The sequence below is a fragment of the Cohaesibacter marisflavi genome (assembly GCF_900115225.1).
GTDB classification, from domain to species: domain Bacteria; phylum Pseudomonadota; class Alphaproteobacteria; order Rhizobiales; family Cohaesibacteraceae; genus Cohaesibacter; species Cohaesibacter marisflavi.
The window spans coordinates 177,272-189,599 of sequence record NZ_FOVR01000004.1; the positions used below are offsets into that span (position 1 = coordinate 177,272).

A 12,328-nucleotide genomic window follows, 5' to 3' on the forward strand; every position below is an offset into this window, starting at 1 on the left:
TCGCACTTGCGAACAGCCCGAAAACTGTTAAGACCGAACGAAAAGGATCGGTAGCGTTCATTTGTTCCGTTACCGAGCCCGTAACTGTCCTGTCGGAAACGAAGAGTAGTCTATGTCTGCGTCTGACGATCTTTTTGCCTCTGTGCCAACACCCAAGGGCGGCACTCCCGCCCCCAAAGCCGCCCCTGCGGCTCCGGCCACCCCGAAACCAAAATCCGGGAACAATAGCCCGGCGTCGGTTCCTGGGGTAAAGGCCGACTATACAGCAGCAGACATTGAAGTTCTCGAAGGGCTGGAGCCCGTACGCCGTAGACCCGGCATGTATATCGGTGGTACCGACGAAAAAGCGTTGCATCACCTGTTTGCCGAGATCATCGACAACTCCATGGACGAAGCCGTCGCAGGCTATGCCTCATGGATTGAAGTTGAGCTTTTGCCGGACAACGTGATCACCGTCACAGATAACGGACGCGGCATTCCGGTCGATCCGCATCCGAAATTTCCCAACAAGTCGGCGCTGGAAGTCATCCTGACAACTCTGCATGCGGGCGGCAAATTCGATTCTGCCGTATATGAGACATCTGGTGGTCTGCATGGCGTGGGCGCATCCGTCGTCAATGCGCTTTCAGAGAGCATGGTGGTGGAAGTTGCCTCCAACAAGAAGCTCTATCGCCAGAGCTTCTCCCGCGGCATTCCTACCGGCGCATTGGAGCTGCTCGGCGACGTGCATAACAGGCGCGGCACCAAGGTCACCTTCAAGCCGGACCACGAGATCTTCGGCAAGAAACTCCGCTTTAAACCAGAGCAGTTGCTCAATATGGCGCGCTCCAAGGCCTACCTTTTCGGCGGCGTTGAAATCCGCTGGTCCTGTGCACCGGAATTGCTGGAGCACAGCCCGGAGGTTCCACCAAAGGCAACCTTCCATTTCCCCGAAGGGCTGAAGGATTATCTGGCGGCCACCCTTGGCAAGACCAATCTCGTTACTCAGGAAATCTTCGCCGGCCGCACCGAAAAGTCAGCCGGTCACGGCGCCGTGGAATGGGCTGTTTGCTGGTTTGGTGGCGATGGCTTTTTCAATTCCTATTGTAACACCGTGCCAACTCCCGAAGGCGGCACCCATGAAAGCGGCCTGCGCACAGCCTTGTTGCGCGGCCTTAAAAACTATGCCGAACTGACCAGCAACAAGAAGGGCACCCTGATCACCGCAGACGATGTGATGACCAGCGCTGGCGCCCTGCTCTCGGTCTTCATTCGCGAGCCCGAATTTGTTGGTCAGACCAAGGATCGTCTCGCAACCACTGCCGCTACGCGCATTGTCGAGCAAGCCGTTCGAGACCAGTTCGACCACTGGCTGACCAATGCCCCCCAGCAGGCCAACCGCCTTCTTGACTGGGTCATTGACCGCGCGGAGGAACGTCTGCGTCGTCGCAAGGAAAAGGATGTCAGCCGCAAATCGGCCGTGCGCAAACTGCGTCTGCCGGGCAAGCTGGCCGACTGTTCGCAAAATGCCAAGGGCGACACCGAACTCTTCATCGTGGAGGGCGATTCAGCTGGTGGCTCTGCCAAACAGGCCCGTAACCGCACCACGCAGGCCGTTCTGCCATTGCGCGGCAAGATCTTGAATGTCGCCAGTGCCTCCAGCGACAAGCTCCACGCCAACCAACTGCTGGCTGATCTGGTTCAGGCGCTGGGCTGTGGCACCCGCAAAAACTACAATGATGACGATCTGCGCTATGATCGCGTCATCATCATGACGGATGCTGACGTCGACGGGGCCCATATTGCGTCTCTATTGCTCACCTATTTCCAGCGGGAGATGCCGCAACTGATCCATAACGGACATCTGTTTTTGGCCATTCCGCCGCTATATCGCATCAGTCAGGGCGGCAAGACGCTTTATGCCAGAGACGATATGCACAAGGATGAGCTGCTTGACAAGGAATTCAAGGGCAAGGGAAAAATCGAGATCGGGCGCTTTAAAGGTCTGGGTGAAATGCGCTCTGACCAGCTCAAGGACACAACGATGGATCCCAAGAACCGGACATTGCTGAAAGTTCAGATCGTTGATATGATTCCGGGACAAACGAAGGAAGTCGTAACCCGTCTGATGGGGAACAAACCCGAAGCCCGCTTTGAATTCATTCAGGAAAATGCCGAATTTGCGACCGATCTTGACATTTAATGCAAAGGCTTCGGCCTTTCTGCTGATCATGACAGCCGCATTTTGCCTTTCGCCCTTGCCGGGGAGAGCCGCCGACAACAATCTGCCCCCTTATGAGCAGAATCTCAGACGTTTGAGCTCAATCGTTGGCGCTCTCATGTATCTTGATCCTCTATGCAACGGCAGCGATCCCAAAGACTGGTATTTTCAAATGGCAGCCTTGCTGGAAGCCGAAAATGCCGACGACGCCCGAGCGCGGCAACTTAAAGATCACTTCAACAAGAGTTACCTCGCCTACTCAAAGACTTATAGAAGTTGCAATGATCAGGCCCGCAAGGCAACCCGCCTTTATCACACCGAAGGCCAATCCCTGCTCGCAACGCTGAAGCTGAAACACGCGCGTTAACCATATAGGTTAAATCCTCAGGAAAACCTTAACCTTTCGGTAAGGAATTGCCCGCAGATCCGCAGAATCTGCTATCCCTTGGATATTGATAACAGAATCAACATCTTGGGATTCCACCCGCGACACCGCGCGTAAGCCTCGATAAAAATGGCCCGCGTCTTGCGATAAAATCCCCGGATAAAGACAAACACTCGTTCCGAGGAGACGCGCATCTATGGCCGACCAAACAATCGTGAATCAAGGCTCTGCCCCGGAAAAAGACATGCGCGAAATCGACAAGCAGAAGCAGCAAGCGCTGTGTATTCTTGGCGATTTATGGGATCAGGCGTCTGATGACGGCATGAATATCGATTGTCTGGCGCACGCAGCCCTGTTTCAGGCACTCAGCAGCCTCGTTCTGGCATATGGCGAAGAAACCGTCGCCGAATTCTGTTCGGATTTGCCAGACAGGATCCTTTGCGGCGACTACACACTGGATCGACGCATTCAGTAAAAGTCGCGGAAAGCCCGACCGGCTCCCCTTTTTGCGCCTTGCGCGAGGAGTTTGTGCTTGCAAAGACATCAGGGCACGCTAACAATCATCAGACCGCACGCAGGCAGAAACACTTGTGACAAAGTTCGTGAGCCTTCCTTTGCAAAGGAAGGCAGAAGAAACGACAAGGTCTGGCATGACGCTTCAGTTATACAACAAAAGGCCCTTCAGTCTGGTGCTTTTGTCCTTGGCACAGGGGATCGTGCTGGGCACGGCCCTAATCATGTTGTCGCAACACTCGGCCATTGCAGCAAGCGGCGTGACCATCAATGGCGTGGTTCCCCAGCCAGACTATTCATCCTCCAGTCAGGGATATCCTTATTCGAGTGGTCCCGTAGGGTCTCGAGCGACCGTGAATGGTCGCTCTATCAAGGAAATGGGTGGCAAGACCTACTCCAGCACCCCTGCGCAAGGTCCAGTCATTTTACGAGACCTTGGCGCCCTGCCCCTGCCAGTCTGGCGCATGGCAAAAGCCATTTTCGAAGCCAGCCAAGAAGACAGCCTTGATGCCTTGCGCATGCCAATCGAAATGAACGAAATGCCTCCCAGCTTCGGCGCAGCAGCCGCCAGCAGCCGCGATCCCGTTGCGCAGCTACGCAGCCTTTCCCAAAGCGGTGAAGATGAGGAAATTCTCAACGCGCTTTTTGATACACTGACCAGTGGCTTTGTGCATGTAGGGCGGGGTTCGCCCTATGAGGCCTATGTCTGGCCCTATTTCGCGCACTACCCGATATCCTCTCTCGACACAGCACAAAGAGAAGAATTACGCCAGCTCTTGCCGCCAGATGCCTACCAGCAAACCATACAATCTGGGCAATATGCCTATTATATACTTGGCATTAGCCCTGATGGTGTCTGGCAATATTTCTTCAAAGAGCAATAATCAGCTAGTCTAGCGACAAATTTTGACTTTTCAGCTCTTGAAATAGCCGCTAATCTTGCCATATCAGAAATTGCACCTGCCAATAGCATTTATTTTTTATCGAACGCATTTCTTGATAGGCACGGGAACACGGCATGAGACGGTCAAAGGATCCAAGGAACAAGCGACTCTTAGCGCCCCTTCATGCCAATCGCCATGAACAATATAAGCGCAAGAAGCACAGCCTAAAGCCCCATCAATCCCAGAGTTACGGCGACGTTGTACGGCGTACATTCTTCTTTCAGCTCAGACTAGCTGCAGACAACCTGCGTGATTTGATGCTAAGCCCGATCGCTATCGTGGCGGCGTTGCTCGGCCTGCTACGCCCAAGCGACCCATCTTGGGCGCTGGATCGTCTGATGCTTTTTGGCCGCGCAACGGATCGCTGGATCAATCTGTTTGAAGAAGTGGACAAGGATACGCCCGATCACTCCGGCCAAACCCTTGACGATCTGCTTGATAATGTCGAAAACAAAATCAAGACGAAACTTGATCCGGAAACCCCGGCAGAAGAGTCTTCCTGGGCCAGTTGCTTTGAGGCTTTTCAAGCTTCGCAACAATCGCGCAAATGATATAGTCACTTTTTACAACAGCAGGTTTTACTGCGCCCAATTGAAATTTGGGGAAAATTGTCCAATTTCCAGTTTTAGCATCTCAAATAAACCGTATTTGCCGCATTGCATTGACAAATTCGCTCAAAATCGTATGGTTCCGCCAACTTCTAAAACCTATGCACGTTTTCAGTTTTACTTAATTATGAGAATTACCGAAAACGCAGCGCAACAATTGGTTCCATCATCTGATGAATTTTTCGGATCTAGGTCTGAGTGAAAAAGTGCTCGCAGCAGTAAAATCTGCTGGGTATGAAAAGCCAACCCCAATTCAAGAACAGGCAATTCCTCATGTCCTTGCCCGCAAGGATGTTCTAGGGGTGGCTCAAACCGGTACGGGCAAGACAGCCTCTTTCACGCTTCCAATGCTCTCGTTACTGGAGAGCGGCCGCGCAAGAGCGCGCATGCCACGCACTCTCATTTTGGAACCAACCAGAGAATTGGCCGCTCAGGTCGAGCAGAGCTTTTCCTCTTACGGTCAGAACCATAAACTGACGGTAGCCCTTCTGATTGGTGGTGTATCCTTCGCCGAACAGCTCAAAAAGCTGGATCGTGGCGCAGACGTACTGATCGCGACCCCGGGCCGCCTTCTGGACCATTTCGAACGGGGCAAATTGCTGTTGACCGGCGTTGACACCTTTGTTGTCGACGAAGCTGACCGCATGCTGGATATGGGTTTCATTCCCGATATTGAGCGGATTTGTAAACTTCTGCCTTTCACCCGTCAGACCGTTTTCTTCTCTGCGACCATGCCAAAGGAAATTCAGCGCTTGGCTGATCAATTCCTGCATAATCCAGTAAAAGTGGAAGTCGCTCCGGCGGCCTCAACCGCAAAAACGATCACCCAGCGCCTCATCTCCTCCGGTTCCAAACCGTGGGACAAACGCGCCGTTCTTCGGTCTCTCATCAATGACGCCAAAGATCTGACCAACGCGATTATCTTCTGCAACCGCAAGCGCGATGTTGCAACTGTGTGTCGTTCGCTCAACAAACATGGCTTTAATGCCGGTGCGCTTCATGGCGATATGGATCAGACCTCACGCATGACGACATTGGATGGTTTCAAGAATAATGAAATCACCCTTCTGGTTGCTAGCGACGTGGCCGCTCGCGGATTGGACATCCCAAGCGTCAGCCATGTCTTCAACTTCGATCTGCCAACCCACGCGGAAGATTATGTCCATCGCATCGGCCGCACCGGTCGCGCGGGGCGCGAGGGCGTTGCGATCTCAATCGCGACAAAGGCCGACAAAAAATATCTCGATGCCATCAAATCCCTGACCGGAGATGAGGTGGAATGGATAGGAGACATCGACTACTCCTCTCACTCTTCCGAGGATGACGAACAGGATCAGGGCAAGTCTCGCAAACCACGCCGCAGCCGTGGCAAGGCCAAGGCAGACTCAGCCAAACAAGAAGAGCAGCCTAAAGAGAAGGCAGAAAAGCCGCAGCAAAAAGAGGAAGTTTCAGCCAACAAGGATGAAGCGCCGGCTCAACAGAGCAGCGGACGAAGAACCAGCAACACACGCTCTGACCGTACAGATCGCTCTGACAACAATGCGCGCAACAACAGAGGCCGATCCAAGGATCGTGGCGACAGGCAAGTGATCGGAATGGGTGATCATGTTCCCGCATTCCTGCTTCAGCCCATCCGCCCGCCCAAGAGCAAAGCGCAAAAGAACGGCACAACGGATTGAAGCTTTGCTCGCGATGATAGCATTAAAGGTTGCTGTCTTGGCAAGCAAACCACCTGCCCGTTGCAGATGAGTTAACTATAACTAACAAAAACCCCGGTCTTCCGGGGTTTTTATTTATTCTATGTAAGAAAAAACAGATCCCATTTTCCCTCTTAAGCTGTATTAGCCAAGTGTTCAAGCATAGTCAAAGATGCATTTTTAGGCTTATGTGAAGCGAAAGGCCACCATATTTAACGTCGTTTTAAGCCTTGCCCGACTACTATTGGGCAAAATTTTGGGGCGAACCGAGGGGATTGCGTGACCAGTCACGCAGCAAACGCAATGGACAATAGCGATTTCAAACGCACATATATTTATGGTGAGTCTGCGCTGGGAAATCTGAAAAAAAATCAGATGCCGGCTTACCCTCGCAATTATGAAATCTGGTACACCTATGCTGCCGGTTTTAATCGTGGATTGAACAAAGCAATCAACGACATTCTAAGAACAAATGGGTCCATTACGCTCTCGCAGCTTGATACGATCTATAATGAACATTTGGCTCCGAGCCGTTTGGGCGATCGCGTTGACGAAGTTGGTGGGAAAATTTCGAGCGAGATCCGGTCCATTGTACGTGAAGTCGAAGGCTATATTTCAGCCACCAGCCAGTATGGCGATGCCCTCATGGGCGCGTCACACAATCTTTCCAAGACAGAAGACCGGAATGTCATCCGCGAAATCGTATCTCAGTTGATTAATTCAACGAAAGAAGCCGAAGAACAGAACCGGACATTGAGTGAGCAACTCGCTGCATCTCAGGCTCAGGTTCAACAGCTTAGAGAATCTCTGGATACTATCCGATATGAATCCCTGACCGATGATCTGACGACTCTGGCCAATCGCAAGCATTTCGACCGTTCGCTCGAGCAGGCCATGGAAGAAGCTGTTGAGAATGATGAACCCCTCTCACTGCTCATGACCGACATCGATCATTTCAAAAAATTCAACGACACCTATGGTCACCAAACCGGCGATCAGGTGCTTCGTCTGGTTGCCGTGGCCGTGAAACAGAATGTCAAAGGCCGTGATGTTCCCTGCCGTTATGGCGGAGAAGAATTTGCAGTTGTGCTGCCAAACACCAATTTGAGACAGGCAGTGGCTGTAGCTGAAAGCATCCGCAAAGCGGTCATGGCGAAAGAACTCATCAAGCGCTCCACTGGCGAGAATCTGGGACGCATTACGATTTCCATCGGCTGTTCCACTCTCTCCAAGGGTGACACGATGCAAGATTTGATCGAACGGGCAGACCAATCTCTCTATACGGCAAAACGCGGCGGACGCAATCTTGTCAAATGCGAAACCGATCCGGATGTCAATCTGCTACTGGATGAAACCGGCGTTGCCTGAACCCGCACATACACGGAATAAGCAAAAAGCGGCCATTGGCCGCTTTTTTCATGGGCTCTAAGGCACTCCAGCGATCCAATAGCGCGCGCTCTGGGTTAAGCGTGGCTCTTCATCGCTTCCAGAGCAGACGGATCCACAGGGGTCAGTTCCACCGATTCACCGCAGCCGCAAGCCGAAGTCTGGTTAGGGTTATTAAATGTGAGCCCCGAGCGGAACTTGGTCTGCTCATAGCCCAGCTCTGTGCCCAATAAAAACAAAACGGCCTTAGGGTCAACAAACACTGAGACACCCTTGTCTTCGACAAGATCGTCAGCTGGATTCACGTCGGTCACCTTGTCCAGAACATATTCCATACCGGCACAGCCACCATTCTTCACACCGATGCGGATGCCCTTCACCGGTTCATCAGATGCATTGACAACAGAGCGGATAAAATCGGCCGCTTCGTCGGAAATGGTCAGAACCTGAAATTTGCCAGCCATGGCGGCACCTTCTTTCATATATCTGTCGCATCATTGCGTTGGCATCAAAAGCTCAACGACATTCATCTCGTGGACAGGTCTATCGCAGGCCACAAGCGACATCTCCCCATCCGGGAAGATGACGATTGCACCCTCTGGCGACACCGGACCTGAACGATCATCTGACGCCAACCGCCAGTCGATCAGTACCAGTTTATCGCAATCTTGGCTTCTTCGCTCATGCGATCCGGCGTCCAGGGGGGATCAAACACCATATTGACCTTGACGATCCCCACTCCGGCGACCGAACTGACGGCATTTTCAACCCAGGACGGCATCTCACCGGCAACCGGACAGCCCGGCGCAGTCAGCGTCATATCAATCTCTACATTCCGGTCATCATCGATATCCACCCGATAGATCAGACCGATTTCATAGATGTCAGCCGGAATTTCCGGATCATAAACAGTTTTAAGCGCCTCGACGATGTCCGCACTCAGTCGCTCTAGTTCATCGATCGGAATGCCCGAAGCGGGAGCCATACTCGGGGCATTTGGCTCTTCTGCCTCACTATTGCTCACTGTCTCACTCATCATTATGAACCCATTTCTCTATTTCTACCCTTGGCCGCGCCAAAGAAAATCAAACCTCGAGGCGCGCTTACGAGAAGAAATCCCGCGCCTTGTCCAGTGCCTGTGCGAGAATGTCGATCTCAGCTTTGGTGTTATAAAGTCCGAACGAAGCGCGACAGGTAGACGTCACCCCATACCGGCTCATCAGTGGTTGGGCACAATGGGTGCCCGCACGCACGGCAACACCTGCCCGGTCAATGACCATCGAAACATCATGCGCGTGAATGCCTTCCAGCTCAAAGGAGATGATTGCCCCCTTGTCTCTGGCAGTTCCGAAAATGCGCAGCGCGTTGATAGCACCCAACTTTTCATGAGCATAGGCCCGCAATGTCTCTTCATGCGCTGCGATTTTATCGCGCCCTATACTATCCATATAGTCAAGCGCGACGCCCAATCCAATAGCCTGAACAATCGGCGGGGTGCCGGCTTCAAATTTGTGCGGCGCCTCACCATAGCTTACGCCGTCCAGCGTGACATCCTTGATCATCTCGCCGCCGCCCATGAAGGGAGGCATAGCATCAAGCAATTCCGCCTTGCCGTAAAGCGCGCCAATACCTGAAGGTCCATAGAGCTTGTGACCCGTGATGGCGAGGAAATCCACGTCGAGATCCTGCACATCAATCGGCATATGCACCGCGCTCTGGCTGGCATCCACCAACACCTTGGCGCCTGCCGCATGAGCCTTCTTGATCACGTCCTTAACCGGCACAATCGTGCCGATAGCATTGGACATCTGCGTAATGGCAACGATCTTGGTCTTGTCCGTCAGGAGCTTTTCAAACTCTTCCATCAGGAAGTTGCCATCCTCATCCACCGGCGCCCATTTGATCACAACACCACGCTGTTCGCGCAGGAAGTGCCAGGGCACGATGTTGGAATGATGCTCAAGGATGGAAATGATCACCTCATCGCCTTCTTCCAGAACCATGCCGCCATAGGAATGGGCCACAAGATTGATGGCTTCGGTTGAAGAGCGGGTGAATATGACATTGTCTACCGAAGGAGCATTGAGAAAGCGGCGCACGGTTTCGCGCGCAGCTTCAAATTTATCCGTCGCAAGATTGGAGAGGAAATGCAGCCCCCTGTGCACGTTGGCATATTCGTTCGAATAAGCCTCGGCGATGGCATCGATTACGACCTTCGGCTTCTGCGCCGATGCGCCGTTATCGAAATAAACCAATGGCTTGCCGTAAACTTCCCGCGAAAGAATAGGGAAATCTACGCGAATAGCCTCAACGTCATAGCCTTCGCTTGCGGCCACCTGAGGGGAATGCATCATGGTCCTATTTCCAATTCTGGGCACTCATAAAAGAGTGCCCTTCTTATATTAACTATGCGTCACTCGGAAAGACCAAGACGGTCCAGAATATAGCCTTCCAGAGCTTCTACGAATTGATCGTTGGAAACATTTTCGATCGCTTCCGCGAGGAAAGCCATGACCAACATTTTCTTGGCCAAATCCTTGGGAATACCGCGTGATCCCAGATAGAACAGAAGGTCTTCATCCAGGTCACCACAGGTTGCCCCATGCCCACAGACAACGTCGTCAGCATAGATTTCCAACTCTGGCTTGTTGTTGAAGGACGCATCCTCAGACAGCAACAAGGCTTGGCTCATCATCTTAGCGTCGGTCTTCTGCGCATACTGGCGCACGATGATCTGCCCCTGGAACACACCTTCAGCCTTGTCATCAAGAACCGTACGATATTGTTCCTTGGAATTGCAGTTTGGTACCGCATGATCCATCTTAAGCGTAATATCGCTATGCCGCTTGCCGTTGACCAGCGAAGCACCAAACAGATCGGCATCGCTATATTCTCCGAGCATCGCAACGAAAGACTGGCTACGCACGAACTGCCCACTGGCAGACAGGGTGAAATGTTCAAAATGCACATTACCCCCGACTGTCGCCGTGGTAGACCCCAGATGGATCGCCTGATCCCCCTCGTTGATGATGCGCATAACATTCAGCTTGACGTCATCCGCGATGCGATAGTCAATGGCACTGTTGAGCTGATAGGCTGCCGCATCGCCAACAAAGGTTTCGATGATACCAACCTTTGCGCCCTTGCCGATAACGACGCGGTTACGCAAGGTGGCAAGACCACCGCCCAGCATCACATGACGAATTTCCAGTGGCTTAGCCAGGTCTGCCCCTTCAGCGATTTCCACGATCACCCCATCCTGCAACAGGGCAGTGTTGAGAGACAGCGCGATATCGCCTTTGGCAATTTCCGGGTCATCCAGCACAAAGTCGCCAGCCTGCAACGCATCCGAAACGGATCGCACAGTAACGGAATCCTCAAGCTCGGACAGGTCTGACAGTTCTGCACTGAAGCAGCCATTGACCAGCACGAGCTGGATCTTGTCGACAGACTTAAGAATGCCCGACCCAGACAGATTTTCCCTTGCTGTGGCCGCATCGACCGGTTCGGCAAGAGCCAGATCAGACGGCATCACCCGCTTGAGGTCGGAATATTTCCAGTCCTCAACGCGACGGGTCGGCAAACCATTCTGCTCGAAAGCAGAAACAGCAGCCGAACGCAGGGACGAAAAGTCCGAATTACCAGGCAGATTTTCCTGCGCTGCTTTCAACAGGCCTTCCAGCGCTTCATCAGCAGCCGTTTTGATTGTAGGTTTCGTCATAAGTCTCCTCCCAATCAAGCCGCAGCTTCGCCGGTGAACTCTGCATAGCCTTTTTCTTCCAGCTGCAGAGCAAGATCCTTATCGCCGGATTTGACGATTTTGCCCTGATACATCACATGCACAACGTCAGGAACAATATAGTTGAGCAAACGCTGATAGTGGGTAATGACCAGCATGGAGCGCTCAGGCGATTTCAAGGCATTCACACCATCAGAGACGATCCGTAGCGCATCGATATCAAGGCCGGAGTCGGTCTCATCGAGGATACAGAGCTTTGGCTCAAGCAGGGCCATCTGCAAAATCTCGTTACGTTTCTTCTCGCCACCCGAAAAGCCCACATTGAGCGGACGGCGCAGCATTTCCTGCGTCACATTGAGCTTTGCGGAAAGCTCCTTGACCTTCTTCATGAAATCCGGGGTTTTCAATTCCCCCTCACCGCGAGCCACGCGCTGGGCGTTCAGAGCGGTCTTGAGGAAAGTCATGTTGGCAACACCGGGAATTTCAATCGGATATTGCATGGCAAGGAACAGGCCCACAGCGGCACGTTCATGGGGTTCCATTTCCAGCACATTCTCGCCGTTGAAGAGGATTTCCCCTTCGGTAATTTCGTAGTCATCCTTGCCCGCCAGCACATAGGAGAGCGTGGACTTACCAGAGCCGTTCGGGCCCATGATGGCATGGATTTCGCCTGCATTGATGGTAAGGTCGATACCGCGGAGGATTTTGTTGCCTTCCACTTCGGCATGAAGATTTTTGATTTCCAACATCGTTTTGTTTCCTTTGGGGCGTCGCCTCTCAGGCTTCGCCATCCCAGTAATCATAAGTGTCCCAAGCCCGCGCTACGGGGCCAGATACGGCCAGAGCTCATCGTTTC

The 12,328-nt window shown here is 52.7% G+C and carries 12 protein-coding genes; 7 read left to right on the forward strand and 5 right to left on the reverse strand.

Annotated elements, in window-relative coordinates; genetic code table 11:
* The first annotated feature begins 112 nt into the window (after positions 1–112).
* The 7 genes from parE to BM258_RS09850 all read left to right on the forward strand — a co-directional run bounded on the left by parE (position 113) and on the right by BM258_RS09850 (position 7,715).
* Positions 113–2,182, forward strand: coding sequence for a DNA topoisomerase IV subunit B (gene parE, locus BM258_RS09820; protein WP_090071635.1), 2,070 nt, complete (start codon positions 113–115; stop codon positions 2,180–2,182).
* On the forward strand, positions 2,172–2,567 hold the full coding sequence (locus tag BM258_RS09825; protein WP_175528020.1) for a TIGR02301 family protein: 396 nt from the start codon (positions 2,172–2,174) through the stop codon (positions 2,565–2,567). The genes parE and BM258_RS09825 overlap by 11 nt, the downstream gene beginning before the upstream one ends.
* A 214-nt stretch (positions 2,568–2,781) precedes the next feature.
* Positions 2,782–3,060, forward strand: coding sequence for a hypothetical protein (locus BM258_RS09830; RefSeq protein ID WP_244544662.1), 279 nt, complete (start codon positions 2,782–2,784; stop codon positions 3,058–3,060).
* A 175-nt stretch (positions 3,061–3,235) separates the two neighbouring features.
* Positions 3,236–3,982 carry a hypothetical protein gene (locus tag BM258_RS09835; protein WP_090071640.1) on the forward strand — a complete coding sequence of 249 codons (747 nt, stop codon included), beginning with the start codon at positions 3,236–3,238 and terminating at the stop codon, positions 3,980–3,982.
* Between the two features lie 134 nt (positions 3,983–4,116).
* Positions 4,117–4,593: a hypothetical protein gene (locus BM258_RS24270; protein ID WP_139229248.1), complete on the forward strand. Its 477-nt coding sequence runs from the start codon at positions 4,117–4,119 to the stop codon at positions 4,591–4,593.
* A 227-nt stretch (positions 4,594–4,820) separates the two neighbouring features.
* Entirely contained in the window at positions 4,821–6,329 is a 1,509-nt protein-coding gene (locus BM258_RS09845) for a DEAD/DEAH box helicase (RefSeq protein ID WP_090071643.1), read from the forward strand.
* A 393-nt stretch (positions 6,330–6,722) separates the two neighbouring features.
* The gene (locus BM258_RS09850; protein WP_244544663.1) at positions 6,723–7,715 is read left to right on the forward strand and encodes a GGDEF domain-containing protein; all 993 of its coding nucleotides are present in this window, start codon (positions 6,723–6,725) and stop codon (positions 7,713–7,715) included.
* Positions 7,716–7,810: 95 nt separating this feature from the next.
* Here BM258_RS09850 and BM258_RS09855 read toward each other — a convergent pair whose 3' ends face one another.
* The 5 genes from BM258_RS09855 to sufC all read right to left on the reverse strand — a co-directional run bounded on the left by BM258_RS09855 (position 7,811) and on the right by sufC (position 12,221).
* Positions 7,811–8,197 (reverse strand): HesB/IscA family protein, encoded by a 387-nt coding sequence (locus BM258_RS09855; RefSeq protein WP_090072190.1) that lies wholly within the window; start codon positions 8,195–8,197, stop codon positions 7,811–7,813.
* A gap of 182 nt (positions 8,198–8,379) precedes the next feature.
* Positions 8,380–8,769, reverse strand: coding sequence for an SUF system Fe-S cluster assembly protein (locus tag BM258_RS09860; protein ID WP_244544678.1), 390 nt, complete (start codon positions 8,767–8,769; stop codon positions 8,380–8,382).
* Positions 8,770–8,836: 67 nt separating this feature from the next.
* On the reverse strand, positions 8,837–10,087 hold the full coding sequence (locus BM258_RS09865) for a cysteine desulfurase (RefSeq protein ID WP_090071649.1): 1,251 nt from the start codon (positions 10,085–10,087) through the stop codon (positions 8,837–8,839).
* A gap of 59 nt (positions 10,088–10,146) precedes the next feature.
* Positions 10,147–11,454 carry a Fe-S cluster assembly protein SufD gene (sufD, locus tag BM258_RS09870; RefSeq protein WP_090071651.1) on the reverse strand — a complete coding sequence of 436 codons (1,308 nt, stop codon included), beginning with the start codon at positions 11,452–11,454 and terminating at the stop codon, positions 10,147–10,149.
* Between the two features lie 14 nt (positions 11,455–11,468).
* Complete coding sequence (sufC, locus tag BM258_RS09875) at positions 11,469–12,221, reverse strand: Fe-S cluster assembly ATPase SufC (RefSeq protein ID WP_090071653.1); 753 nt, start codon at positions 12,219–12,221, stop codon at positions 11,469–11,471.
* Positions 12,222–12,328 lie beyond the last annotated feature (107 nt).